The organism is Lederbergia citri, from assembly GCF_018343625.1.
GTDB lineage: Bacteria > Bacillota > Bacilli > Bacillales > Bacillaceae_C > Lederbergia > Lederbergia citri.
Window position 1 is genome coordinate 200,562 of the sequence record NZ_JAGYPG010000001.1, and the last position, 25,708, is coordinate 226,269.

37 protein-coding genes, 1 tRNA gene and 2 pseudogenes are annotated in these 25,708 nt (G+C 34.0%); 34 read left to right on the plus strand and 6 right to left on the minus strand.

Going from position 1 to position 25,708, the window contains the following annotated elements:
* The first annotated feature begins 26 nt into the window (after positions 1-26).
* The 5 genes from spoVAE (at position 27) to KHA97_RS01145 (ending at position 2,278) form a co-directional block, all read left to right on the plus strand.
* Positions 27-383 (plus strand): stage V sporulation protein AE, encoded by a 357-nt coding sequence (gene spoVAE / locus KHA97_RS01125; RefSeq protein ID WP_213122963.1) that lies wholly within the window; start codon positions 27-29, stop codon positions 381-383.
* 97 nt (positions 384-480) lie between these two features.
* A complete protein-coding gene (locus KHA97_RS01130; RefSeq protein ID WP_213122964.1) occupies positions 481-636 on the plus strand; it encodes a YjcZ family sporulation protein in 156 nt (51 codons plus the stop codon).
* A gap of 116 nt (positions 637-752) precedes the next feature.
* Positions 753-1,007, plus strand: a complete 255-nt coding sequence (locus KHA97_RS01135) for a stage VI sporulation protein F (protein WP_213122965.1) — start codon at positions 753-755, stop codon at positions 1,005-1,007.
* Between the two features lie 110 nt (positions 1,008-1,117).
* Entirely contained in the window at positions 1,118-1,333 is a 216-nt protein-coding gene (locus KHA97_RS01140) for a hypothetical protein (RefSeq protein ID WP_213122966.1), read from the plus strand.
* 27 nt (positions 1,334-1,360) lie between these two features.
* Entirely contained in the window at positions 1,361-2,278 is a 918-nt protein-coding gene (locus tag KHA97_RS01145; protein ID WP_213122967.1) for an MBL fold metallo-hydrolase, read from the plus strand.
* A 21-nt stretch (positions 2,279-2,299) separates the two neighbouring features.
* On the opposite strand, the gene KHA97_RS01150 is transcribed toward KHA97_RS01145, so the two are convergent.
* The 3 genes from KHA97_RS01150 to KHA97_RS01160 form a co-directional block, all read right to left on the minus strand.
* The gene (locus KHA97_RS01150) at positions 2,300-2,725 is read right to left on the minus strand and encodes a GNAT family N-acetyltransferase (protein ID WP_213122968.1); all 426 of its coding nucleotides are present in this window, start codon (positions 2,723-2,725) and stop codon (positions 2,300-2,302) included.
* Entirely contained in the window at positions 2,726-3,241 is a 516-nt protein-coding gene (locus tag KHA97_RS01155; protein ID WP_213122969.1) for a YjcG family protein, read from the minus strand.
* Positions 3,242-3,367: 126 nt separating this feature from the next.
* A complete protein-coding gene (locus KHA97_RS01160; RefSeq protein WP_213122970.1) occupies positions 3,368-4,087 on the minus strand; it encodes an alpha/beta hydrolase in 720 nt (239 codons plus the stop codon).
* Positions 4,088-4,267: 180 nt separating this feature from the next.
* On the opposite strand from KHA97_RS01160, the gene KHA97_RS01165 reads away from it, so the two are divergent.
* From KHA97_RS01165 to KHA97_RS01180, 4 genes are all read left to right on the plus strand, one after another.
* A complete protein-coding gene (locus KHA97_RS01165) occupies positions 4,268-5,293 on the plus strand; it encodes a TAXI family TRAP transporter solute-binding subunit (RefSeq protein WP_213122971.1) in 1,026 nt (341 codons plus the stop codon).
* A gap of 105 nt (positions 5,294-5,398) precedes the next feature.
* Complete coding sequence (locus tag KHA97_RS01170) at positions 5,399-5,908, plus strand: DUF1850 domain-containing protein (protein ID WP_213122972.1); 510 nt, start codon at positions 5,399-5,401, stop codon at positions 5,906-5,908.
* Positions 5,898-7,844, plus strand: a complete 1,947-nt coding sequence (locus KHA97_RS01175) for a TRAP transporter permease (protein WP_213122973.1) — start codon at positions 5,898-5,900, stop codon at positions 7,842-7,844. Before KHA97_RS01170 ends, KHA97_RS01175 begins: the two co-directional genes overlap by 11 nt.
* Positions 7,845-8,218: 374 nt before the next feature.
* Positions 8,219-8,290, plus strand: a tRNA-Val gene (locus KHA97_RS01180).
* A 132-nt stretch (positions 8,291-8,422) separates the two neighbouring features.
* On the opposite strand, the gene KHA97_RS01185 is transcribed toward KHA97_RS01180, so the two are convergent.
* On the minus strand, positions 8,423-9,535 hold the full coding sequence (locus KHA97_RS01185; RefSeq protein ID WP_066294838.1) for a tyrosine-type recombinase/integrase: 1,113 nt from the start codon (positions 9,533-9,535) through the stop codon (positions 8,423-8,425).
* Positions 9,536-9,923: 388 nt separating this feature from the next.
* On the opposite strand from KHA97_RS01185, the gene KHA97_RS01190 reads away from it, so the two are divergent.
* The 10 genes from KHA97_RS01190 to KHA97_RS01235 all read left to right on the plus strand — a co-directional run bounded on the left by KHA97_RS01190 (position 9,924) and on the right by KHA97_RS01235 (position 17,661).
* A complete protein-coding gene (locus KHA97_RS01190; protein WP_066294836.1) occupies positions 9,924-10,691 on the plus strand; it encodes a DUF5986 family protein in 768 nt (255 codons plus the stop codon).
* A gap of 30 nt (positions 10,692-10,721) precedes the next feature.
* Positions 10,722-11,903, plus strand: a complete 1,182-nt coding sequence (locus KHA97_RS01195; protein ID WP_066294835.1) for a helix-turn-helix domain-containing protein — start codon at positions 10,722-10,724, stop codon at positions 11,901-11,903.
* Between the two features lie 138 nt (positions 11,904-12,041).
* Complete coding sequence (locus tag KHA97_RS01200; RefSeq protein ID WP_066294833.1) at positions 12,042-12,332, plus strand: hypothetical protein; 291 nt, start codon at positions 12,042-12,044, stop codon at positions 12,330-12,332.
* 218 nt (positions 12,333-12,550) lie between these two features.
* The gene (locus tag KHA97_RS01205) at positions 12,551-12,919 is read left to right on the plus strand and encodes a hypothetical protein (protein ID WP_066294831.1); all 369 of its coding nucleotides are present in this window, start codon (positions 12,551-12,553) and stop codon (positions 12,917-12,919) included.
* Positions 12,920-13,079: 160 nt separating this feature from the next.
* Positions 13,080-13,469, plus strand: coding sequence for a hypothetical protein (locus KHA97_RS01210; RefSeq protein WP_066294829.1), 390 nt, complete (start codon positions 13,080-13,082; stop codon positions 13,467-13,469).
* A gap of 113 nt (positions 13,470-13,582) precedes the next feature.
* Positions 13,583-14,062, plus strand: coding sequence for a crossover junction endodeoxyribonuclease RuvC (locus tag KHA97_RS01215; protein WP_066294824.1), 480 nt, complete (start codon positions 13,583-13,585; stop codon positions 14,060-14,062).
* A gap of 93 nt (positions 14,063-14,155) precedes the next feature.
* Positions 14,156-14,581 (plus strand): hypothetical protein, encoded by a 426-nt coding sequence (locus KHA97_RS01220; RefSeq protein WP_066294823.1) that lies wholly within the window; start codon positions 14,156-14,158, stop codon positions 14,579-14,581.
* Positions 14,582-15,147: 566 nt separating this feature from the next.
* Positions 15,148-15,648 (plus strand): hypothetical protein, encoded by a 501-nt coding sequence (locus KHA97_RS01225; protein ID WP_066294821.1) that lies wholly within the window; start codon positions 15,148-15,150, stop codon positions 15,646-15,648.
* Between the two features lie 670 nt (positions 15,649-16,318).
* Positions 16,319-16,546 (plus strand): hypothetical protein, encoded by a 228-nt coding sequence (locus KHA97_RS01230; protein ID WP_066294807.1) that lies wholly within the window; start codon positions 16,319-16,321, stop codon positions 16,544-16,546.
* A 629-nt stretch (positions 16,547-17,175) separates the two neighbouring features.
* Positions 17,176-17,661, plus strand: a complete 486-nt coding sequence (locus tag KHA97_RS01235; protein ID WP_066294805.1) for a hypothetical protein — start codon at positions 17,176-17,178, stop codon at positions 17,659-17,661.
* 150 nt (positions 17,662-17,811) lie between these two features.
* Here KHA97_RS01235 and KHA97_RS23800 read toward each other — a convergent pair.
* Positions 17,812-18,036: pseudogene (locus tag KHA97_RS23800) on the minus strand (CoA-disulfide reductase); the annotation flags it as partial.
* 159 nt (positions 18,037-18,195) lie between these two features.
* Between KHA97_RS23800 and KHA97_RS01240 the strand changes: the two are divergent.
* The 7 genes and pseudogenes from KHA97_RS01240 to KHA97_RS01270 all read left to right on the plus strand — a co-directional run bounded on the left by KHA97_RS01240 (position 18,196) and on the right by KHA97_RS01270 (position 21,998).
* Positions 18,196-18,516 carry a rhodanese-like domain-containing protein gene (locus tag KHA97_RS01240; protein WP_066294797.1) on the plus strand — a complete coding sequence of 107 codons (321 nt, stop codon included), beginning with the start codon at positions 18,196-18,198 and terminating at the stop codon, positions 18,514-18,516.
* 20 nt (positions 18,517-18,536) lie between these two features.
* Entirely contained in the window at positions 18,537-19,109 is a 573-nt protein-coding gene (locus tag KHA97_RS01245) for a sulfurtransferase TusA family protein (RefSeq protein WP_066294795.1), read from the plus strand.
* A 16-nt stretch (positions 19,110-19,125) separates the two neighbouring features.
* Complete coding sequence (locus tag KHA97_RS01250; RefSeq protein ID WP_066294792.1) at positions 19,126-19,515, plus strand: DsrE/DsrF/DrsH-like family protein; 390 nt, start codon at positions 19,126-19,128, stop codon at positions 19,513-19,515.
* A 14-nt stretch (positions 19,516-19,529) separates the two neighbouring features.
* Positions 19,530-19,768, plus strand: a pseudogene (locus tag KHA97_RS01255) (glutaredoxin family protein).
* 13 nt (positions 19,769-19,781) lie between these two features.
* Entirely contained in the window at positions 19,782-20,918 is a 1,137-nt protein-coding gene (locus KHA97_RS01260) for an MBL fold metallo-hydrolase (RefSeq protein ID WP_066294787.1), read from the plus strand.
* Between the two features lie 12 nt (positions 20,919-20,930).
* Positions 20,931-21,158 carry a sulfurtransferase TusA family protein gene (locus tag KHA97_RS01265; protein ID WP_066294785.1) on the plus strand — a complete coding sequence of 76 codons (228 nt, stop codon included), beginning with the start codon at positions 20,931-20,933 and terminating at the stop codon, positions 21,156-21,158.
* 60 nt (positions 21,159-21,218) lie between these two features.
* Complete coding sequence (locus KHA97_RS01270) at positions 21,219-21,998, plus strand: sulfite exporter TauE/SafE family protein (protein ID WP_066294783.1); 780 nt, start codon at positions 21,219-21,221, stop codon at positions 21,996-21,998.
* On the opposite strand, the gene KHA97_RS23805 is transcribed toward KHA97_RS01270, so the two are convergent.
* The gene (locus KHA97_RS23805; protein WP_066294780.1) at positions 21,995-22,174 is read right to left on the minus strand and encodes a hypothetical protein; all 180 of its coding nucleotides are present in this window, start codon (positions 22,172-22,174) and stop codon (positions 21,995-21,997) included. The genes KHA97_RS01270 and KHA97_RS23805 overlap by 4 nt on opposite strands.
* A gap of 111 nt (positions 22,175-22,285) precedes the next feature.
* Here KHA97_RS23805 and KHA97_RS01275 point away from each other — a divergent pair, with 111 nt between their 5' ends.
* From KHA97_RS01275 to KHA97_RS01310, 8 genes are all read left to right on the plus strand, one after another.
* The gene (locus KHA97_RS01275; protein ID WP_066294778.1) at positions 22,286-22,687 is read left to right on the plus strand and encodes a DUF2892 domain-containing protein; all 402 of its coding nucleotides are present in this window, start codon (positions 22,286-22,288) and stop codon (positions 22,685-22,687) included.
* A 152-nt stretch (positions 22,688-22,839) separates the two neighbouring features.
* A complete protein-coding gene (locus tag KHA97_RS01280) occupies positions 22,840-23,223 on the plus strand; it encodes a rhodanese-like domain-containing protein (RefSeq protein WP_231734798.1) in 384 nt (127 codons plus the stop codon).
* A 13-nt stretch (positions 23,224-23,236) separates the two neighbouring features.
* Positions 23,237-23,500, plus strand: a complete 264-nt coding sequence (locus tag KHA97_RS01285) for a metal-sensitive transcriptional regulator (RefSeq protein WP_066294775.1) — start codon at positions 23,237-23,239, stop codon at positions 23,498-23,500.
* A 121-nt stretch (positions 23,501-23,621) separates the two neighbouring features.
* A complete protein-coding gene (locus KHA97_RS01290; protein WP_066294773.1) occupies positions 23,622-24,101 on the plus strand; it encodes a DsrE/DsrF/DrsH-like family protein in 480 nt (159 codons plus the stop codon).
* Positions 24,102-24,146: 45 nt separating this feature from the next.
* Complete coding sequence (locus KHA97_RS01295) at positions 24,147-24,509, plus strand: rhodanese-like domain-containing protein (protein WP_066294769.1); 363 nt, start codon at positions 24,147-24,149, stop codon at positions 24,507-24,509.
* A 15-nt stretch (positions 24,510-24,524) separates the two neighbouring features.
* Positions 24,525-24,821 (plus strand): rhodanese-like domain-containing protein, encoded by a 297-nt coding sequence (locus tag KHA97_RS01300; protein WP_066294766.1) that lies wholly within the window; start codon positions 24,525-24,527, stop codon positions 24,819-24,821.
* Between the two features lie 60 nt (positions 24,822-24,881).
* Complete coding sequence (locus KHA97_RS01305; RefSeq protein ID WP_066294764.1) at positions 24,882-25,457, plus strand: sulfurtransferase TusA family protein; 576 nt, start codon at positions 24,882-24,884, stop codon at positions 25,455-25,457.
* A gap of 15 nt (positions 25,458-25,472) precedes the next feature.
* Positions 25,473-25,706 (plus strand): glutaredoxin family protein, encoded by a 234-nt coding sequence (locus tag KHA97_RS01310; protein ID WP_066294762.1) that lies wholly within the window; start codon positions 25,473-25,475, stop codon positions 25,704-25,706.
* Positions 25,707-25,708 lie beyond the last annotated feature (2 nt).

Sequence of the window (25,708 nt, forward strand, 5' to 3'; positions counted from 1 at the left end):
ACATATATAAAGAAGGAGTGAAGAATATGCTTGCTATGTTCTTTTGGGCATTTGTGATTGGTGGTTTAATCTGTGTGATTGGTCAATTAATGTTTGATGCAGCTAAATTAACGCCAGCTCATACTTTAAGCATTTTAGTAAGTGCAGGGGCTATTTTGGCAGGGCTCGGCCTCTATGAACCCCTTATTGATTTTGCTGGAGCAGGGGCAACAATTCCCATCACAAGTTTTGGAAACTCCCTTGTTAATGGAGCGATGGTGGAAGCTGAAAAACATGGGATAGTAGGAGTTATGACAGGAATGTTTGAAGTTACTTCTTCTGGAATATCTGCCGCAATCGTTTTCGGTTTTATCGGAGCTCTTTTATTTAAGCCGAAAGGATAAAGTTGGGAAAGTTTTGCATTACAATGTAAATGCCCATACAGATTTCAATTACCTCACATAATTTATTAGGGATATAACATAAGTGAGGTGAAAGTCTATGTTTGGTTATGGAGGATATGGCGGTTTCGGAGGTTTCGGTGGCTGCTGCGGTTATGGTGGCTACGGTGGAGGCTTCTATGGCGGGAATGCGTTTGTTTTGATTGTTGTATTGTTCATCTTGCTAATCATTGTAGGAGCCAGCTTTTGCTTCTAAAACGTAAGGGACGGAGTACATCTTATCTGGGTATTCCGTCCTTTTTTTCCTCTCATTTCACTTATTAATATGTACCTTCATATCATATACAGATGAAAGGGAGGGAGCGGCAAGTAATGGAAAATCAATTTTTTAAAAACATTGAAAAGAAGACTGGAGTAAATATGAATGATATCTTTGAATTAGCTAATTCGTTGCAAAACGCTAATTTTAAAGATGAAAAAACAGTACGCGGAATCATTAAAAGAGTATCTGAATTGGCTAATAAACCAGTACCAAAAGAGCTGGAAGACAAAATGGTCCAAACAATCATCCAAGATGGAAGTAAACTTGATTTAGGTGCCATCAGCCAAATGATGAATAAAAAATAATTTGAAAAAATAGCTGCTCATACAATGGGCAGTTATTTTTTTATAAAAAATGTTTACAATTAATTAAAATGGGTAGAGAGAAATGAAAAAACTTTTTTGGGGTGAGAAAAATGGGCTATATTGCACCAATCACACAATACCAATATATGCAATATCATGAGAGAGTAAGAGCAAAAGGGAAGAAATTAGACCCCTATCCAATTAATTCTGTCCAAAAAATAAGCTTAAACTCAAATCATGACTACAATAGTCTCGGTATAAAAAACAATCCATTGACAATAGAAAAAATAACAGGAAAAGGGAGACATTTCAGCGAATATGTATAAAAGCATATTCGAAGGGATGTCTTTTTTATGTTAACGCAAATAACCGATTCTTGTTTCTATATGAAAGGTCATGTAAACATTGGATACATTACAAAAAACGGAAAGGGTTTATTAATCGACAGCGGTTTGGATAAAGGAGCTGCCAAAAGAATAATAAAAATATTAAAAGAAAATCAGCTTCCTCTTCACTACTGCATCATAACACATGGACATGTAGACCATTATGGTGGAGCTAAATATTTGAAAAACGAAATGGAGATAGAATTTTTTTCAACAAAAATTGAGTCGTCATTTGTACAGAACCCAGTCCTTGAACCGATCTATTTATGGAATGGGGCTATGCCTATTAAAGAATTACGGAATAAATTTTTGGAAGGGGAAGAAACGGATATATTTGGTTTTTTAAATGAAGGGATTCAAAAGATAGGACCTTTTACATTTGAAGTAATGCCTTTTCCTGGCCATAGTTATGGTCAAATAGGGATACTGATTGATGACGTATTATTTGCGGCAGATTCATATTTCGGAGTCGATGTTTTAAATAAACATAAAGTGCCCTTTATCGTCGATGCGAAAGCAACGATAGAAACACTAGAAAAAATAAATGATCTAGATTGTCTGGGAGCTTTACCTGGTCATGGTGATTTTGAAGCTAAATTTAAATCAACAATACAAGCGAATAAAAAATGCCACGAAAATATCCTTGCCTTTTTACTTTCCAGTATTGAAAAGGAAGAAAATGGTGTGTACATGGAGGATTTACAAACTATATTTTTCCAACAATATGAGTTAAGCCCTGCCAACATCGGTTCATGGCTATTGTATAGGACTTCCTTTACTTCGTATATCTCAACACTGATAGAAAAAGGGCTTGTTTCTATTTCAATTAAAGACTACAAGCTATGGTTACAAAATACTAAAATTATAGAGCCTCGGTCTTCTTAATTTAATGACCAAGGCTCTATTTTAAGTAATATTCTTTTCCATTGTTTTATGTGGAATACCTGCATCTAAAAATTCATCGGATACGACACTATAACCTAATTTCTCATAAAATGGAATGGCATATGTTTGAGCATTGAGTTTTAGAATGCCAATCCCTTTTTCTTTCGCATGATTCTCTATAGCATCCATTAAGATTTTACCTGAACCGGAGCCCCGATTAGCCAATAAAACACATATGCGCTCTATTTTTCCTTTTCCATCCAATAGTCTAAATCTGCCGGCACCTATTGGGGTACTTCCAGAGTATAGAACAAAATGGTCAGAAACGTTTTCGAATTCATCGATTTCAAGTTCATATGGTACTTTTTGTTCTTCAACAAATACTGTCTTTCTAATATAGAAAGCTTCTTGAAGCTGAGCTTCAGTCTTTGCATTAACTACTTTCATTTACTGAGGATCCCTTCCTAATCGAAATGTTTCGTAAACTGTCCAAGAGTTGTTTTCTAATTGATACACTAGATGAAAACGGTCAATCATTTCCTCGTGTTCGATTCCAAGCATACGTAAAGAACCGTACACATCAGAATGCTCATCATTGGATAACTTTTGACCAATTGTTACGTGGGGAACAAAAGGATGTTGAGGTTCTCCGCCAGGAAGTTGATTGTAACAATCATCGTGCAATCCTTTTAATTCATCATTACTCTCTGCTTTAAAATAAATCGTATTTGTTATAGGCTGGAATGAGCTTACTTTATTGATTTTTAAGTTGAAAGGTTCATACTTTTGGGCAATTTCCTCGAGCTTTTCTGTCAATTTTTCAGGTTCTAAATCAGTATTAAAAGCATCTTTTAAAGTTAAATGCGGAGGGATCAGGGCATAGTGAGGATCATACCGCTTCCTATAGGAGTTTGCTAAATCTTGTAATTTCTTGGATGGAAAAATAACGATGCCGTATTTCATTTTCTTTTCCTCCTTCTAAATAAACTAATGTTATGTTTTGGCAATTATAACATTCAATATTACTATATCAAATATTTAAAATACTTTATATAGGAATGATGTAGCTTATTTTGACGAAAAAACTGATTAAGAAAACATTTTCTGCAAAGCTCTCTTTACATCGGATTGCCAATACTTCCACGAATGTCCCCCTTCAAACTCATCATAAAATGTATTAAAGCCTTTTTCTAAGAATAGTTGATGAAGTTTTCTGTTTGGAGTTAGGAAATCGCGATTATTAGATACTTTTACAACTGTCTCTTCTTTTCCGATAACATGATAAACGTCAACAAGAGATGAATTTTGATGGTTTTTAACAGTTTCAAGAACTGAGTCATCTACATACGGTGAATGTAAGATCACCTGGCCAAATGTGTTAGGATATTTTAATGCTGTCATCAGGGATACTGTCCCTGCTAAACTATCTCCCATTAGTGTTCTACCTTTACCCATTCCGGTAGTAGGATACTCCTTATCAATCCAAGGTACAAGCTCATGGGCAAGAAAACGAATATACGCTTCGTTTTGATCTCCTTCTGGATGGTACTTATTTCTTCGGTCAGTGACATTTTTATAATGTGCCCCAACAATGATAATATTTTCAATTTCGTTTTGATCAATTAGTTCATCTGCATAACGGGCCAAACGACCCATTTGAAAATAATCCTTTCCATCTTGGACAATCAATAAAGAATATTTATAAAGTGGTGAAAATGTTGCAGGTACATATACCAACAACGATAACGTTTCACCAAGCTCCTTACTTTTAAAATCAATATCCGTTATGGTTCCTTGCGGGAATGGCATTGTCAGTCCTCCCTAAAACTTATTGGAGAATATTTTACCACAGAAATCTTATAAATATTGTATCAAATGCATAGAACGTTCTCCATATAGGTATAAAGTCTATAAATAGCTTTTCATTGTTCTTTTATAAGAAATATATGATAGAATTGTGACATAATTATCCTAAAAGGAGGAAAATACGTGAAAAGAAAAAGTCTTTTTTTAGGTGCGGCACTTATCATCATGTTGTCCATCTTTTTAACCGCTTGTGGAGGCAGTAATAAGGAAAGCGAAAATAAAAATGGTAATAAAGGAACAGAAAATGCAGATAACGGAAAAAAAGATTATGGAATTAAATTCTTAAGTATTGCGACTGGCGGTACAGGAGGAACGTATTATCCACTTGGTGGAAATTTCGCCAGCATGATCCAGGATGCTACAGGCATCGAATCGAATGCGGTAACATCTAACGCATCCGCGGAAAATATGGCACTTATTAAGAAAAAAGAGGTAGAAGTTGCTTTTACACAAACAGATATAGCTACTTACGCTAGTGAAGGAACGATGATGTTCAATGGTGAAAAAGTTGATAATGTAAGAGGGCTTGGGACATTGTACCCTGAAACCATTCAAATCGTTACTACTTCTAAGAGCGGAATTAAATCAGTTGAAGATTTAAAAGGAAAATCGGTTTCAGTCGGCGAAGCAGGTTCTGGAACGAGAGCAAACGCCGAACAAATTTTAGAGATGTATGGAATGACAGTAGATGATGTAAAAGCACGTAACCTTTCTTTTGATGATTCCACTACAGGGATCCAAGATGGAACAATTGATGCCGCATTCATAACAGCTGGAACTCCGACTGGTGCGGTAGAAGGGTTAGCTGCAACGGAAGATGTAGTTATTGTTCCGCTTGATGCTGATAAGATTGATGCTTTGATTGATAAATATCCTTATTATGCAAAGGAAACAATTCCAACTGGGACTTATGCTTCAGTTAAAAATGATATTGATACAGTTGCAGTTCAAGCTATGCTCGTTGTCCAAAGCGATTTGACAGATGATCTCGTGTACGATATGACAAAAGCCATTTTTGAAAATACAGATAAGATTGGCCACGCAAAAGGTAAGCTGATTAAAACTGAAAATGCACTAAATGGGATGGGGATTGAAATCCATCCAGGTGCGAAAAAATATTTTGATGAAAAAGGAGTTTCAGCAAAATAAATACGTGGAATATAGGAATAGACCGTTTGAACTATCCGGTCTATTCTTTCTACTTTCAATTTTTAAAACGATCATAAGAAAAGTGGAAAATTTGGAGACTACATTGTGAAAATCGTAAAACTTGCTCTTTTACCATGTATTATTTTTTTGTTTTTTTGTATACCCTTCCAAAAGTCATTTATTATAGAAAAAGGAAACTCTGGGAAGGTCCTCGCTTATTTTCCAATACAACAATCAAACAAAACCTTTCACATTCTTTATACTCATTCCATTCATAAATCCGAAGTGAAAGAGACATATAATATTTTAAAGAATGACAAAATACGACTCATTGAAATTATGTATGAAGATACGGCAATTGGTATGCCTTCTAATGCGGAGGAAGGTGAAACATTTGAAATGATAGATGGGAAATATGTAATTCGCAATATGAAAAGGGATTTTCAATCTATTAATATGAGGGTGGCCCAAGTAGTAGGCGATCATATATTAACAGTAAATGGACACAAAATGAAGTTTTCTCAAATGGTGGAGCCTGGTTCATTAGTAAAGTTAACAGTTAAGCGTTTATCGTTGTTGCAGTTATGGAGAGGAGTGAATATTGTTGGTAAATGAACATGAAACATTATCAGCGGAAAAACAGCAAGAAATTTTAGAAAAATACGATCCGGAATCGGCTACAAGAAAGTTGAAAGGATCGATGGGCATCATCGTTTTTGTGGGCTTGCTTGCTTTTTCTATTTTCCAACTTTACGCATCTATTGCCCAAACAGTACCTAGACAAATATTGCTGTCAGTCCATTTAGGGTTTGCTTTATCCCTCATTTTCATTTTATTTCCGGCTAGTAGGAAAACGAGGAAAAAAGACTCTGTTGCCTGGTATGATTACATACTTTCTATACTTGCCGTTGGAGTAGGTGCTTATTGGCCATTAATGTTAGATACAATCGTAAACAGGGTAGGGGTTTTAACACCTCTTGATTTAACTGTTGGTACAATAGGAATTTTATTAACATTAGAAGCAACTAGAAGAGCTGTCGGTCTTCCCATTACAATTATTGCTACATTATTTATCGCCTATGCCTATTTTGGCCAGTCGATGCCTGGATTTTTAGCCCATCGTGGGTTGAATTTTGAAGGACTTGTAAATACTTTGTTTTTTACGTCGCAAGGAATTTTAGGGACGCCATTATATGTATCTGCTACGTTTATTTTCCTGTTTTTGCTATTTGGAGCATTCCTTGTTAAGACAGGTGTTGGACAATATTTTAACGATCTAGCTTTAGCCATTGCCGGCAGAAGAATAGGTGGTCCGGCAAAAGTTGCTATTTTTTCAAGTGCTTTACAAGGAACAATCAGCGGAAGCTCTGTTGCGAACGTTGTAACATCAGGCTCCTTTACGATCCCAATGATGAAAAGACTAGGGTATCGGAAAGAATTTGCTGGAGCTGTAGAAGCAGCGGCATCGACTGGAGGACAAATCATGCCTCCGGTTATGGGAGCAGCAGCGTTTTTGATGGTAGAGTTTATTGGTGGAATTAGTTATTGGGATATCGCAAAAGCTGCAGCCATTCCTGCTATTCTTTATTTTACAGGTATTTGGATCATGACTCACTTCGAAGCAAAGAGAGTCGGGCTTAAAGGACTTACAAAAGAACAAATGCCGAATCGTAAAGAGGTTTTATCAAAAATTTATTTACTTATTCCAATCTTAATGGTTATTATTCTTTTAATGAGCGGAGTAAGTGTTATGAGGGCTGCTCTTTGGTCTATTGTGGGTACTATTGTAGTAAGTGCGATTCGTAAAGAAACACGAATTGGATTAAAGAAAATTATTGAAGCATTAGTCGATGGAGCACGAACAGCATTATCAGTTGCCGCCGCGACTGCTGCTGCGGGAATTATAGTAGGGGTCGTAACGAAAACGGGGCTTGGATTAAAACTGGCAAATGGATTAGTTGGACTTGCGAACGAACAATTATTATTAACGTTGTTTTTTACAATGATCACTTCCTTAATATTGGGAATGGGATCTCCGACAACAGCAAACTATGTTATTACATCCACAATCGCGGCTCCAGCCATCATTTTACTTGGTGTACCTGCCCTTTCTGCACACCTTTTTGTATTCTACTTCGGGATTGTTGCTGACATTACCCCTCCAGTCGCGCTTGCTGCATTTGCTGCTGCCGGAGTAGCAGGAGGAGAACCGATTAGGACCGGTGTAAATGCTTCGAAACTAGCAATTGCAGCTTTCGTCATACCGTATATGTTTGTTCTATCGCCTGAATTATTAATGATTGACACGACGATATGGTATCTAATTTGGGTTGTATTTACAGCTTTTACGGGTATGATCGGGATTGGTGCAGGGATAATCGGATTCTGGTATAGAAAATTGTATTGGTTTGAAAGGATTATTGCAGTAATCGCAGGGTTAATGCTCATGTACCCAGAAGGGCTAAGCGATACAATTGGTATGATATTATTTGTATTATTACTGGCCAGCCAAATCATGACGAAAAATAAGGGTAAGTATAAATTGGCATAAATGTGCTAATGTTAATTAGGATACCTCTTACGGTCACGATGACCTCTTATCGTGACCGTAAACTTTTTTGTTTATAAACGGCCACCAGAAATTATAGGTAGTTGTTTTACCTAATTGCCCATTGCTGTTTTGTAGTCTGTTACTTCTTCTTTAATTACGAATGCTAAATAAGACAGGCAGCAAGAGTTATGGAAATAATCAGATCTATGCATTTAATTATTAAAGAATCTAATAGGATTATTGAGGAATCCAGAAAAAGACATTGACTGATAGCCAAGTTCATTGTATATTATTAAGTGTCCAGTTTAATACATACGATCCGATAGTTCAGTGGGAGAATACATCCTTGACAGGGAAACTATCCTTTATATTACGAGCGATTAGTTCAGTGGGAGAACATCACCTTGACAGGGTGAGGGTCGGGGGTTCGAATCCCTCATCGCTCATAGGTTTAAGGCACTTTCTAAGAAATTAGAGAGTGCCTTTTTATTTGTCGAGAATGTTATAACATTTAATCGATTTTCTGTATTATTTATTTCACGGTGGGATTTTGGCGGGGGAGTTTTTAATCCCTCACTTTATTCAAATAATCGTTCAAATTTCTCAATTGCTTCAGTCTCCATTGAAGGTAGTAAATGTGCATAAGTGTCCATTGTTATTTTAATTGAACTATGACCAAGCCTTTCTGAAACTACTTTCATTTGAACACCTGCTTTTAACATTAGAGTAGCATGTGTATGGCGTATTGCATGGAAAGATAAAGTTTTATTTACGGGGCTTGATTTTAGTGTATGACGGAAAATACGTGAAAAGTTATCAACAGATAAGAACTTACCGTTTTGAGTAGCAATAACTAAGTCATTGTCTTCATACTTATTCGTTTCTTGTTCAATCTTTTGCATTTCTTTATGTTTAATAATGTCTTGTTTCATTTGTTCCGAGAAGGCAACAAATCTTCCAATTGAGGTCTTGGTACCTTCTTGCATATATCGATCTGTACCCATAGCCGCTCTAACTAATCTTTTTCTGACATTTATTGTTTTTCTATCTAAATCAATATCACGCCACTGTAAGGCCAATAATTCCCCACGTCTAAGCCCGGTGTGTGAAGCCAATCTAAATGCAAAAGCATAACGAGTGTAGCCCTCAGCAAACTCTAAAAGTTCTTTGAGTTCCTTTTCATCAAGTACTTCAATTTTTTTGTTCGTCTCTTTTGGTTTTTCAACCCCATTACATGGGTTATACTTGATTTCTTGTCTTTTTAATAGGTCGTTATAATACTTGTTCACAATGTTATATGCTTTTTTTACCGTAGCACTGCTTAAGTTCTTATCATATAAACTGTTTAAAAATAATTGGACATCAGTGGCCTTAATTTGATTAACGGCTTTTTTGTTAAAGAAGGGCTTAATGTGGGTATCAAGTTGCATTTGATAAACACTTCTTGTGTTATCAGATAGGTTTCTTCTACCATTTAGCCAAACTTGTATATGTTCAGCCATATTGTCTTCAATTTCATAATCCCCACTTAATTGTCTTTTAAGTTTTTCTCTATCTGCAGTTTCTGCATCTCTAGCATCATCTCTATCTTTAAACCCACTTTGTTTCCTTCTTATTCCCTTATATTGATACTCAAAGTACCATAACAAATCTTCCTTTTTACTTCTATCCTTGTGTTTGTATTGTGGCATTCGACCATCCCCCTTTTTAATTAGTTTAGTAGATTGTATCACTCCGGAGTGATATTGAGTAGGAGGTATTTTTATGATACCAGCCTATATGTTTTCAATAAATAAACACTTATTTAAGGCGTTATTACGATGAATAATTAGATTCTATCATTACGGAGGGATTTAGGGAAGAAGGTACTTTTATGTTACCACTTCCTAACTTATAAAATATAAGCATTCAATCTATGGTCATATTTAATTTAAAATATTTTCTAGTTGATAAATATATCGATTCGTCTTTTGGGTATATTAAAAATAAAAAATATTAATAAATGGTTTACTTTTTATAAAAAAATGTAGTAAGATTAAATCAAATAATACATAGTCCAAAAATGAGAGGAGATAGTAAATGAGTATTAGTTCAGACATGGGTCAATCGGTTATTGGGAATCTCGTTAAAGCATTTACAGGAACAACAAATGAAGTTGTAAATGAAGTTAGGCAAGAGTACGGCTGGGACACAGGGAACTTTAAAAATGGAGGATCATGGGATACTAGGTTCAATAGAATCAAACAAGTTGCATTACAGAATGAATTATTGGTTCTAACTAGAAAAAGAGGAATATGGTCATTTATTTGTGTTCTAAATCTTGATTCTGGCACTTTATATGTCTTTTCAAAAGACAAGAATTTAGAAGGGGTTATTAAAAAACTCGGAAGGAAAAATATTCATTACTTCCAAGCCTTTGTATCCCTAAATAGTGACCCAGTTGATATGGACAATCAGCAAATGTCATTATTTTCTGTTTTTCCTGAAGATTACGAGATGCGTAGAATCAGAGAGGCTCAGAAAATACTAGGGGAAGAATATCCGTTAGTAAACCAAGTGATTTTTGTAGTTGCTAAGGAAGAAGAAAGAAAGATAGTTGGGGTTGAAGCGAAACTATTTAATCGATATTTTGAGTTAATTGATGTTCAAGATTGGTCTTCGCACGTTCCTGACGATGAATACGGAAGCATTCTAGTTATAGATGATGAAACCATTGACAATACTGAAAATATTGGTATTATTCCTAAGGTGAAACTAGAGGTTAAAAACAGAAAAAATCATTTTGAAAAAGAAATTCCAAGTAAAAAGCAGCATAAAAGAAATATAAAAGAGGAAGGAAACAGTTAAATGGTCCTGTTCTCATAAGGAGGTATCAGGGTGTTAGAACGCCAATTTAACGGTTCAAGACTAAGAGAAGGAAGAATATATCGAGGATATACTATTACCGACCTTGCAAACGAACTAGAAGTAAGTAAACAAATGATTTCAAAGTATGAAAATAACAAAGCAGTTCCTACTTTTGAATCCCTAATACAAATAAGCAATTTATTAAAATTTCCAAAAGAATACTTTTATGAGAATTCGATAGAAGTCAAAACTGGTAACACTTACTTTCGTTCTCTGTTAACAACTGGTAAAAAAGAAAGAGAAATGCAGTACGACCGTGTTAAATATTTAACAATTATTCGAGCATTACTTGAAGAGTATGTTGATTTTCCAGAATTGCATGTCCCAGACTTTTCTGAAAGGGATTCTGAGAATGTTGAAGAGATTGCGAATCGATTAAGAGTAGAATGGGGCTTAGAAGATAAACCTATTAAGGATATTGTCTTTTTATTGGAGACAAAGGGATTTGTCATTTCTTCTTTAAATTTGGATAAGAGAACAATTGATGCTTTTGGATCGCAACATGAAGTCAATGGAAAACAATATTATTCAATTGTTTTAGGAAACGATAAAGGTTCTTTTTACAGACGCCAGTTTGATGTGGCTCATGAATTGGGGCATAAAGTCTTACATGATCCTTATTTAAATTTAGATGACTTGAGTAAGGATGAGTTCAAACAAATTGAGCAAGAAGCCAATGATTTTGCAGCAGCATTTCTTTTACCTAAAGAAAGTTTCTTGAGAGACGTCTCAATTCATCCGAACGATTTAATGTATTATAAACTTCTAAAGAAGAAATGGTGTGTATCTATTGGCGCAATGGTTATGCGCGCTTATAAATTAGGTGCAATTACAGAAGGAACGTACCAATACATGCAAAGGTCTATAAGTCAAAAAGGTTGGAGAACCAAAGAACCACTAGATGATATAAAAGACATTAGAGAACCAGTATCAATGAAACAAGCAATAGAACTACTTATTGAAAATAACTACATTACTGGTGATGAATTTATGCAGAAACTATCCCAACATTATGGCCTAAGTTTATATAGGGAAGAAGTTGAGGAATTGCTTGGATTAGAGGAAGGTTATCTTAAAACAGAGTCTGTTCCTTTAAAGGATAATATAGTAAGTATTAAAGACAGACTAGAATCAAAGAAACAAATCAAATAAGTGTTAAACAAGTAAGACATAATAAATAAAACCTAGCTGATATATCAGCTAGGTTTTATTTATGTAAGAAAAGAAGGTAACACACTCTCTATATAGAACATCATGACAATAATGAAGTTTACGAAAGAGGGTAGAGATATGAACGTAAGAAATGAAACGGAAATAGTACAAGTAAATAAAGACATGGTTGTGGCACAACAAGATGATAATTTTGTTGCAGTTATCAAGATTAAACCTTCAAGGGGAAATCAGACTAAGTATGCCATAGTGATTCCTAAAAATAGCCCTACGAAACATCAAAGGACACTGTTTAGGAAAGAGAATAATGATTTAAATTTTTTTATGAAACTTAAGGTTGCAATCACTCTCTTTAACATTTACAAAAGGGAAATGAAAGAAACACAAAAGGGTCAAGAAAAAAATATTTAATTATCTCTAATGAGCAAGTAAGGATAAATTTTTCCTTACTTCTTTTTTGTTCCTTTATAACTCACTAAAATATGTAATTGGTTCTAAGCTGGTTCATTGCTTATGATTAATCTGTTTCGAATACAGTTACAATTCTTTTTTAAAAAAATAAAGGTTAGAACGTATATGCGTGTAAATGAATATATGTAAAGACTTTACAAAAGAAAGGATTGAATATAATGGCTAGCAAGGGAAAACAAAAGAAATTGGATTTTGTGAAGGCAATTCACGATGATTATACTTTTATTATTGCCAAGCATCCCCGTTACGGATGGATGCACCATAGCGAAGAGGAGTATATATATTTTTTGTATATTACCCGCTCACAGAAGAGATTTGTAGACAACCGCACAGCTAATGTCGGTGAATACAATATTTTATGTTTTCAAAATTTCTTTTCTTCATATGAGAATCTCATGAATGTTATTGAACCAGTATTGAGTGAATATATACTGGATAACAAGAAGTTATTTCAAATAGCGATGTTATGTGAGGAACTTATAGAACCTAACGAAGATCCACTCCATAAAAAAGCAAGTGGAGAATGATATCTCAGCAAGGATTGTCTCCTTGCTCTTTTTTTTGTTTATTTTTAATTATGACTATAAATATTTATTTGGATAAAAAAATAATAAAGGTTTTTCTTGCCCTAGAAAGAAGTAGCAAGTATGGGAAACCAATGGAGAGTAAGGAAAGGAGAGGAGAAGAATGGATAAGTTTGAATATAGTGTTCAAGATTTAATAAGTATTAATGAATTATATAATCATGCGGCAAGTGTTATGTTCCATAATTTAAATAAATTTGTTTACATTGAAATCATTGATAGTGAGGGTGAAAAGAATTGTTTTACTCTGACTAAAAGAGACTTTAAGGCAGTTCAGACTGACTTTTTTATTTGTGTACTTAACGATATTATTGTAGATGGCTTAGACGATGAGTTAATCATGAGTGTTAAATTAAATCCGAGTGTTGAAAATTTTCCAGTTGAAATAATATTTACTTATCAAAATGAAATTCATGAAAGGTACTTTTGTAATTTTAAGGAATTGGGTTTTATTTATAACTCATTGAAAAAGCAAAGATCAGGCATTAGGTAGAAGATATGAAGGTGAAGTAATACTTAGATAGAATTTTGCTCACAAATGACAGGGCCTGCACCAACAAGCTAAATAATTTAATGTGTTGGTGTCTATGTTAGGAGGTGCTGCATATGCAAACAATAATAGCCGTGAAGTCCCCTACAATTATGGCAATAGACGCCTCATTAACATCCTCCGGTATTGCTATTACAAAATTCAACAAAGAAATTGTCATGCTCCATACAATTAAGACTACTGCTAATATGCCTATTCATCAAAGGATTCTCTTTGTATATATAAATTTAGACAAAATTATTGAAGACTACAAGGTTAAAGTTATTTTAATGGAAAGTAACTATACTGGAGGAAGTAAGGAAGTAAATTGGATTATAGGAATAATCTATTTAATTGCTGCAATGAGAGGAATTAATGTAGTGACTTACGCTCCTGCTTCTATTAAAAAGGCTGTTACAGGGAATGGAAGAGCAAGCAAGAAAGAGATAAAAATTGCCATACATAAAATATTCGGGGATTTAAAAACAAATGAGCATGTTCGCGATGCATTGGGAATCATTCATTGTTATTTTATAAAAAAGGTTGAAGCGATATAAAAAAATTAAAATATAAAATAGTCATATAAAGAGTAGACATTGCGTTTGCTCTTTTTTCTTTTTGTAAATAATACCAATTAAGGAGTGATTATCTTGTATAAACACGATATACATAAAGGATTTACTTATTTATTTTTCTTTATGATAACGATATTTATTCTTATACCATTTGTTCCGATATCTTTTCAAATTGACCAGTTCACTTACATGAATGCTTTAATTTTTTCTATAATTGGTTCATTTTGTTTTAGTGAAATATATATCGGATTACATGAATCAATTAAGGAAAAGGGATTCCTTGCTATCTTTGTTCGATATCTATTTATTCTTCCTGTTTTTGCAATAAATTGTTCTTTAGTCTTATTGGGAAACTGGTTTGCAATGCAGCACAAAATAGTGGATACATTAAATTTTACATGGTTTGCAGTTGTTGGAGGCTTTATATGGTTTATTAGTTTCCATTCGGCAAAGTTAGTTCCAAATTTGCCAGCAATGGCATTTAAGAAAAAGGAGCAATAATCCCGCTCTTTTTCAAATGTCAAAATATAAAGGTTTGTGTCTTTTTATACTATTCATTTGGCCCTGACTGTATTCTTAGATCGACGTATAATAATAGAATACCAATAAATTTCTAAGATTAGGGGGCGTTTGATATAGAACTACTTATACCAAGTAAAAAGACGAGGCTGAATACTCATTTATTTCATTTCTTATGTAGATTGTTTGTTATAACTTTGTTTGCTCCTTTGACCTTACAATTCTGGGAAAACAGTGCTATGGCATATTTTATCATTGCATACTTGACTATGCAGATAGGTGGATTTATTTATAAGCGAATGTACGTTCTAACATATCAATACTTGGTCAATGAGAAATATAATAATAATGGAATGCCACCAATATTTTCTTGGATTATGCTTACGCTCATATTGTTTGTCTCATTAGTGTCCGGGGTGATACTTTTCTTTCAAGGGAATAGAGTATTTTCTACTTTTTTTATGCCATTTTTTTTCTTTATGGGGGCATTCTGCTGGAACTTAGTAATCTATTCTGTCTTGGCATCATTAAGAGAGAGGTGAGCCAAGTTGCATAATATAAACGAAAAGGATATTAATACTAATTTAAGGATTATTTCTGTACTATTTGTTTGGTCTATAATTTTTTGTTCAATTTCTTCAGTTATGCTATACCCTATTAATTATTTAACATTAAAACTTGACCCAACCTACTATTTTTTATCCTTTGCTGCAGTATTCATTAGTAGTGGCGTTCTATTTCACCGATTTTATTTATATATGTATGATCATGTTGTAATCTTAGCAAAAAATCAAAATGAAAAATTTTGGAATACGATTGCTATTAATATATTTAACTTAACAGGAGCATTTGCTGGATTCCTAATTTACTTGTTTACCAATAGCCCCGTATATGGAGGGATTACAATTTTGGTTTATTTGTACGGTTCTTTAAGTTGGTACATCCCTCTAAATTATTTTAGAAAGGAACTTAAAGAAAAAAGGGAAAGGAAATATAATACTGTCTTTATAGACGAGAATGGGAATAAACGTCTCTATTTCAAAGTTTAAAAATGTGTCATGCTAGTTACAAAATAATAATGAAAATTAGCCGATAAGAATCAATAATAATGATTATTTTTAGAGGGTACAGAGGGAATAGCTGATAATATTTTTAATATAAAAGAAGGTAATTATCTGTAAATGTTGAAATAAATAGTGTCAGGATAAATCATTCCCCTTAGAATCTTCTGACAATGTCCTCTAATTCTTTTGCCGCTTTCTTGTGTTTACTTCTTTTTTGATTGTAATAATAATACACAAAAGATCAAATGGTTTTGTTAACTATTTGATCTTTTCTTATTTTTAGAAGAAAAATTTTTGCTTTCTTGTAATTAAAATTTAGTAAAAATTTATTAACGAAAAAAATAAATTCAATGTACGAAAAAAATCCATACAATAGGATAATATTAAATGTTTACTATCAAGGAAAATGAAAGAAAACGAACAAATTTGCATTACATTAACATTTATTAAGTTTGACTGTTTTAGGCTATATTCAACAGCTTTCGGCTGTTTTTAGGGATTTATAATTATAATGGGAATGTAAATTTTCGGTTCCTCAATGAACATTTTTTTTGAATTTTAAATGACTAATCACTCTTAAAATAAAGGTTTTTTTGAAAAGAAATATAAAGAACAGGTATGAAAAAAACTTTTATGATAGAGAGGGGTTTTCTAAATGACAAAAGAATTAGAAGTATTAGTAGATAGTATTGATCGCATTGCAAATGGCTGTATTATTGCAGTAGCAATCTTTTTTGTAATCACTTTAATTAAGTTTTTCATTAATAATAGGATAAATGATAATTTACCAGAACAAATGGCAAAAAAAATTGAGACAATACTAGAGTGGACAAGTTTAATGACATTCAACATTGGAGTAATGTGGGCTATTTTGAACAACTAAACAATTATTTAACAACTATTTGTAAAAGGAACTGAAAAACGTTTGCAATCATTTTGATTATGGTCATTGTATTTAACCACCGTTGCCATACTTTTTACAATTAAGTAAAAAAGATTGTACCAGTAAATGACATACACTTACCACTGAATATTTTTGTGTAATTAATGTTACTCTCACGATAGATTTACACTATTATTGCGTAGTAGACTCTTACTACGCAATAATTATCATCATTTTTAGATGCAATTGTGGTGAATGTACCTAAAACTGAACGGATTAGGTTTGTGCAAGAAAGAAAGCAGAAATAAAAAGAGATAAACAGTTATCCATTTTTTAATATTCCAACGCAATTTTGCGGTGTGTTTTTATAAATAAAAACAACCATTAACTCTTCGAAAATCTAAAGAGTGCCACAAAAAATTTTTTTTATCTAACTTCTTCCTCGTTCCTAAAAAGTTAAACAGACTATATAACATATATTTGTAAACAATGAGACAAGTGAAGAAGCTTGCACAAGATATTGAAGATCGTTTAATTGGTTGTATTAATAAAAGTATATAGAAGGATAATAAGGGAAGAGGATAACTAATTATTCTGTTCCCTTTATTATTTAAGAAAGAGGTATGGTAATGAAAAGATATACTTACATAATGTGGGGGTTATTAATTTTCCCATTGTTAACGATACCACTAATAGGAAAGAAACATTTTTTTCGATTTTTACCATCAGCGACTTTTGTTTCTTTGCTTTTAGCGCTAATGAGTGAAATAGCGCAATCTAGAAGATGGTGGAAGGTGAAAATCAATTTAATACCTGATCTAACCACTAATGTTTCCTTTGTATTGAGCTCCTTTTTTGTAGGAACGTTATGGGTATTTAAATATTCATATGGGAATTTTTTTAAGTATCTAGGAGCAAACATTATTTTGGATTGGTTATTTTCATATCCTTTTACCACCTTGTTTCAAAAACTTAATGTATTCAAATTAATTCGGTTTAGACAACATCAAATCTTTCTAACATTTATTTCATTTTCACTTATCATTTATTGGTTCCAGAAAAAAGTTGAGGAGTATGTAGGTAAGTCAAAAGTTGAAGAGTTAAAAACCCCGTAGCAATACAGGGTTTTTATATACCGAAGAATACGTTTTCCAACCACGATCTAAATTGAGGGCTTTATATCCTAAATTAATTAAAATTCTAGTGGCAGTACATATTTTACTGTTCTCTTCTTGATTTAATTTAAACACTTCACTAAGATTTCAAATATCTAAATTAAACTTTTTACTCATACTCTCAACCGTTTGAACCAACATCTTGCTCAGTCCCTTAATCGTTTCCCCAATATAGTTAGGCAATCCACAGTTGGCAAATGAAATGTGTATCCCTTTTTCAAATAAAACAATCGTTGATGTTTCATCCAGCCTTCTCAATCTTGCGGCAGTTGTTGCTTCTTCAGCAACTCCACCTACTATTACTACGTTTTTTATGCATGTTGATATCTCTATTAATTTTTATACTTTGATGTGTTAAAAGTCACACCTTGGAACTTGTTTTGGTTTTATATGGAGGGGTGTTAATAAACATATTTACCAGAAAAAAGAGAATTCTAAGTATGACTTGTATACTTCAACATAAGGAGTGACGAAATGAATACTAAGTCAAAAGTTGCTGAGATTTTACCAAAAGAAGTATCTGAAAAAGTTAGGCAAGGAAAAGCGCAAAGTATTATCGATGTTCGTGAACATGAAGAAGTTGTACAAGGGAAAATACCTGGTGCTTACCATATCCCTTTAGGAGAGCTTGAAAATAGATTACATGAAATTGACAAAGACAAGGAGCATTTTATGGTATGTCGATCGGGGAGTCGGAGTGGGATGGCTGCTGAGTTTTTGCAAGATAAGGGGTATAAAGTGAAAAATATGGTTGGTGGAATGCTAAATTGGGAAGATGAAGTTGAAAAACCGTAACCCAAGAAGGAGGAATCTCAATGGAAGTTACAGTTAACAGGGTGTTAGATGCAAAGGGACTAGCTTGCCCGATGCCAATTGTAAAAACAAAAAAAGAAATGAACACCCTTGAACCAGGTGAAGTGATGGAAATTCAAGCTACCGATAAAGGTTCAACAGCTGATTTAAAGGCTTGGGCTTCTAGTACCGGTCATCAATATTTAGGAACTGTAGAAGAGGGCGAGACATTAAAACATTATCTTCGAAAAGCTCGTTCAGAAGAAGAAAAACCTGAAGCAAAACATCCGGATGTGGTTCATTTAGATGAATTATTAAATAAATTAGATGGTAATGAAAAAGTAACTGTTTTAGATGTGAGAGAACCGGCTGAATATGCATTCGGTCATGTTCCAGGCGCCATAAATATCCCTCTTGGTGAATTAGAAAATCGGTTTGAAGAACTTAACAATGTAGACAATCTACATGTCATTTGTAGGACGGGGAGTCGGAGTGATTTTGCTTCACAAAAGTTAACCGAAAAAGGTTTTAGAAACGTTAAAAATGTAGTTCCTGGAATGAAAGACTGGACAGGTCCGGTCGATAAAAATCATTAAACAAGGAGGAATAAAAATGAAAGTAGCTATCATTGCCTCAAACGGTGGGATGTTTGATGCCTATAAAGTATTCAATATTGCAACGGCTGCAGCTGCTACTGATGCTGAAGTGGGAATCTTTTTTACATTTGAAGGCTTAAATCTCATTCATAAAGAAGGTCATAAAAATTTGCCAATGCCTAAAGGAACAGAACATTTTCAAGAAGGATTTAAAAAAGCGAATGTTCCACCAGTTGAAGAGCTAGTTGCAATGGCGAGTGAGATGGGTGTAAAAATGATTGCGTGCCAAATGACAATGGATGTTATGAGTTTAGAAAAAGAGCATTTTGTAGAAGGGATTGATGTTGGCGGTGCAGTTACATTCCTATCCTTTGCTAAAGATGCAGACGTGACCCTTACGTTCTAAAGGAGTGAAGAATGATGAGTAAGAATGTTACTGTCTATACCACAAACACACTTGTCCCTATTGTGTAATGATAAAAAACTTTTTAAATGAGCAAGGTGTGGCATTTAAAGAAGTAAATGTGCAAGAAGATCCTGCTGCAGGAGATAAATTGGTTGAAACAACAGGTCAGATGGGAGTCCCTCAAATTGAAATCAGTGGTGAGTGGGTTTTAGGGTATGATACCGAAACGGTTACTCAACTTTTAGAAAAGTAAAAGGAGGAGACACATGGGAACAACAACATCTGTGAAAACAATATCTGTTAAAGATTTAGCTCGGAAAGTAATTAATCATGAAGACCTTTTCATTCTTGATGCACGAAATACAGATGATTTTGACGATTGGAAAATCGAGGGACGAAATATAGAGGTCATAAATAAGCCATACTTTGATCTTTTAGAAGGGGTAGATTCAATATTAGAGAAGTTACCAAAAAATAAAGAAATTTATGTCATCTGTGCAAAAGGTGGATCTTCTGAATTCGTTGCAGAACAAATTATGGGAGCTGGATTTACAGATGTTTATTCGGTTGAAGGTGGTATGAAAGCCTGGAGTGAACACCTTGAGCCAATAAAAATAGGTAGTTTAAAAAATGGAGGAAGCATCTATCAATTTGTACGTATTGGAAAAGGCTGCCTTTCCTACTTAATTGAGTCTGACGGGAAAGGGGCAATAATTGATACTAACAGAATGTTGTCTCCATATGAAGAGATGATAAAGGAACATAATATTACGTTAACACACGTTTTAGATACTCATTTGCATGCTGACCATATTTCTGGTGGTAGAGAACTTGCTGAAAAACATGGTGCAACCTATTATTTACCACCAAAGGATGCTACAGAAGTCACATATAACTATTCACAAATTAATGATGGCGATGAATACAAGGTTGGACAGACAACCATAAAAGCCATTTACTCTCCTGGGCATACCATTGGTAGTACATCTTTTGTCGTTGATGATCAATATTTGTTAACTGGTGACATTTTATTTATTGATTCCATTGGTCGCCCTGATCTAGCTGGTAAAGCTGAAGACTGGGTAGGAGATTTAAGAAATACCCTTTATCAACGTTACAAAGAGCTAGCTGATAATCTTCTAGTGCTACCTGCCCATTACATGGGAATTAACGAAATGAATGATGATGGAAGTATTTCAGAAAAACTTGGTGTGCTTTATCAACAAAATCATGGATTAAATATTAATGATGAAGCTGAATTCAGAAAAACGGTGACAGAAAATCTTCCGCCACAGCCAAATTCATACCAAGAAATTCGTGAAACAAATATGGGTAAAATCAAACCTGAGGAAGAACAACAAAGAGAAATGGAAATCGGTCCTAACCGATGTGCCGTTAGATAAGGAGGTAATACCATGGAAGCTAATAAAGTGTTAGATGCAAAAGGGCTAGCTTGTCCTATGCCAATTGTAAAAACAAAAAAAGAAATGGATGCATTAAGTTCAGGGGAGGTCCTTGAGATTCATGCAACAGATAAAGGGGCAAAAAATGACTTGACCGCATGGGCACAATCGGGTGGACACGAATTGCTAAAAGATGAAGAAGAAAATGGTGTTTATAAGTTCTGGTTAAAAAAAGGATAGAATTTAGGGGAAGGTACCTTTAAACGGTTACCCTCCCCCTTTGATTGGAGGAAAAAGAAAGTGGATATTGCATTTATCGTGGTTATATTCCTTATCGGTTTTATTGGATCCTTCATATCCGGAATGGTTGGAATTGGTGGATCGATTATTAAGTATCCCATGCTTCTATACATTCCGCCACTGTTTGGATTAGCTGCATTTAGTGCACATGAGGTGTCTGGAATTAGCGCCGTACAAGTTTTCTTCGCCACAATAGGGGGAGTATGGGCTTATAGAAAAGGCGGGTACTTGAATAAAACGTTAATTATATACATGGGTGTTGCCATATTAATTGGTAGTTTTATTGGTGGATATGGCTCAAAGCTCATGACCGAAAGTGGAATTAACTTTGTATATGGAATTCTAGCTTTAATCGCCGTTGTGATGATGTTCTTGCCTAAAAAAGGAATCGACGAGATCCCTCTTGATCAGGTGAAGTTTAATAAATGGCTCGCAGCTGTTCTAGCTTTAATAGTTGGGATTGGTGCGGGAATTGTTGGTGCTGCTGGTGCATTCATTTTAGTTCCTATCATGCTCGTAGTGCTAAAAATTCCAACTAGAATGACGATAGCGACTTCTTTGGCTATTACGTTTATTTCGTCAATTGGTGCAACTGTTGGGAAAATTACAACGGGTCAAGTTGAATATTATCCAGCGTTAATCATGGTTGTTGCAAGCCTAATCGCTTCACCACTTGGTGCTAATTTTGGGAAAAAAATTAATACCAAAATCCTACAATGGATTTTGGCACTACTCATATTAGCTACTTCAATTAAAATTTGGTCTGATATTTTATTTTAAAACACCTTATTACTTTCAACGTATGTCTCAAGTGCAGGATGATATTCCCTTTGGAAATGATTATCTGGACATGATTTAATTACAATTGAGAGTAATGAGTTCGTTTTATCGCTGACTAAATTTTTATTACAAGTAGGACATTTCTCATTGAAAAGAGATTTTAAAAAACGTTTCATATAAGGTTCCTCCTATATCCTTTAATTCCTATAATTATACTAGGTATTATAGAAGATTTATTTTAAAAACTCAATGGGTTTATATACCAATCAACGAGAGGATGGGAATACGTGAGAGATCTATTTCCACCAACTACAATTAAAGTAAAGTTAAACACTGATGATGGAATCAATAATGAAATAGAACGAAAAACTGCCCATAATATCAACAAATACTACCGAAAAACTGAAGAAGAAATAGATAGACGTATTAAAGAATTAAATTATGAATGGGATACCGAAAGAGTTTTAGAACTTAACTTTGCATCAATTGTATTGATATCATCTTTACTTGGATTATTAGGCAATAAAAAATGGATGGCATTGTCTGGAATTACAAGTGTGTTTATGATCCAACATTCTTTACAGGGATGGTGCCCACCTTTACCGATTATTAGAAGAATGGGAATAAGGACAGCAGTGGAAATTACGAAGGAAAAGGAAGCTTTAAGAAAGCTTAAATCTTTAAAATGAAGAAATTCATCCTTAGGATAAATGCCTATAAAAGCTCATGAGATATTATTCATGGGCTCATTTTATATATTTGTTTTTAGAGTGTTGACAATATACCCAGTACGGTATATTATAAGTCTTGTCAGCCGCTGAAAGTTAGGAGGACAGTCAACATGGCGATTGTAATGTTTGTTTTATTAATAGTTGTCGGTTACCTGATAGCTATAAGATATTTTCCAATCATAGGACTAAATTATATAGATAATAAGAAAGAACTAGATTTAACAACATTGATTAAAGTAGATGTTAGGGACTATAATGAGTCCTATAAAAATCCCGTAAAGGGAGCAATCAATGTTCCAGTTGCATACCTGAAAAGGTACTACTTGGAAATACCAAGTAAAAATCTGATAGTAGTTGCTTCGAATCGCCTTGAAAAGAATGTTGGTATTCGATTCTTACGTACAAAGGGATTTAAGGTGGTTGGATACACAATTACTAATGAAGAACAAACTGTATCAAAGGGAAATCAATTAAATAAAGAAACTTATTGTTAAGGGGGGAAAACAGATGGAATACAACGATCAAATGAAAAACAGAGTAAAGCGCATTGAAGGACAACTTAGAGGAATCTTAAGAATGATGGAAGAAAATAAAGACTGTAAAGATGTTATCACTCAGTTATCTGCAGCAAGAACAGCAATTGATCGGACAATTGGAGTTGTCGTCAGTTCAAATTTAGTGGAATGTGTTCGAAACGCCGAAGAAACTGGTGAGAGAAATACAGAAGAACTACTAAAAGAAGCTGTCAATCTGCTTGTAAGAAGTAGATAGAAATAAAGAGGTTGACTCTCTTTTATTTTTAATAATATAATACCCATGGGGGTAGAGATAAGTGTAAAAAAATTATACAGATAAATACCCTAATGGGTAACAACAAAGAGGAGGAACAAGCATGACAGAAAAGAAAAAAACCACAATCGTATTATTTAGTGGTGATTATGATAAAGCAATGGCAGCTTATATTATTGCAAATGGTGCAGCTGCCTATGATCATGAAGTAACAATTTTCCACACATTTTGGGGGTTAAATGCTCTTCGAAAAGATGAAAATATTCAAGTTAAAAAGGGATTCATGGAAAAGATGTTTGGCAAAATGATGCCAAGAGGTGCTGACAAAATGGGTCTGTCAAAAATGCATTTCGCAGGTTTCGGTCCTAAAATGATTAAAGATGTGATGAAAAAGCATAATGCAATGCCACTTCCAGATTTAATTGAAATGGCAAAAGAACAAGATGTAAAGCTCGTTGCATGTACGATGACAATGGATTTATTAGGACTTCAAAAAGAAGAACTTTTAGATAATATTGAATATGCAGGTGTAGCTGCGTATTTAGCAGATGCAGAAGATGGAAATGTAAATCTATTTATCTAAACACGTTAGGGGGATTCTCCCCTACATAAAAAGGAGGGAGTAAGTTTGGAATATCTAAATTATATAATTATTGGACTCTTTCTGTTATTTATCATTAAACGAATCATCCCGGTTAAAGGTGTTAGACAAATTTCAACAACAGATTTAAAAAATGAATTAAAAGATAAGAATAAACAATTTGTTGACGTTCGTACTCCTGGGGAGTTTAAGGGAAATAACATCAAAGGGTTTAAAAACCTTCCGCTCCAACAACTTGCGCAAAAAGCGGAGAAGGAACTATCAAAAGACAAAGAAGTAGTTGTTATATGTCAAAGTGGAATGAGAAGTCAAAATGCTACTAAAATATTAAAAAAATTAGGATTTACGAACGTGACAAATGTAAAAGGTGGTATGAGTGCCTGGAGATAAAAAGGAGGAGAAAAAATGAAGCAGTTATCCGCTAAAGAAGTAGAAACATTATTAGTAGAAGGTCAACCATTAAACCTAATTGATGTTCGTGAAGTGGAAGAAGTGGAAACTGGGAAAATCCCAGGAGCGATCCACATTCCACTAGGGTTATTAGAATTCCGTTTGCATGAATTAGATAAGTCACAAGACTATATCATGGTTTGTCGTTCTGGTGCACGTAGTGGGCGCGCCTGTCAATTTCTTGAAAGTCATGGGTTTAAGGTAACCAACATGACAGGCGGAATGCTTGCATGGGAAGGCGAAACAAAATAAGGTGATTTTTTTTAGAAGTTAATATACCCATAAGGGTAATAAATAGGAGGTTTTTATATTATGAATTCATTAAAAACAGATCTTTTATTAGATGCAAAGGGCTTAGCTTGCCCAATGCCTATCGTAAAAACAAAAAAGGCAATGAATGAGTTACAAGCTGGTCAAGTCTTAGAGGTTCAAGCAACAGATAAAGGGTCAAAAGCTGACCTGGAAGCATGGGCAAAAAGCGCTGGACATCAGTATCTAGGCACAATTGAACAAGGAGATGTGTTAAAGCATTACCTTAGAAAATCTTCCAATGATGGAACAATTGAAAGAAAACATCCTAATGTTACAAGTAATGAAGAGCTTGAAAAGAAGCTTTTAGCAAATGAGAATATTGTAGTTTTAGATGTGAGAGAAGCAGCAGAGTATGCTTTTAACCATATTCCTAATGCAATTTCAATTCCTTTAGGAGAGTTAGAAAATCGATTCTCAGAATTAAATACAGGAGATGAGATTTATGTGGTTTGCCGAACAGGAAACCGTAGTGATCTTGCAGCTCAAAAGTTAGCTGAAAAAGGTTTTTCTAATGTAATTAATGTTGTGCCAGGGATGAGTGCTTGGTCAGGCAAAACCAATAGTGTAAATAAATAAGGAGGGAAAATTGATATGAGCACAGTAACGGTATACACAACCACACGCTGTCCGTATTGTGTTATGTTAAAGAACTTTTTGGAAGATCAAAATATACCTTTTAGAGAGATAAATGTTGAAGGAAATCTAGAGATTATGAACCAAATAGTCGCGAAGACGGGTCAAATGGGAGTTCCTCAAACAGAGGTAAATGGTAAGTGGGTTGTTGGTTATGATCCAAATAATATAATGCTAGCATTAAGAAACTAGGA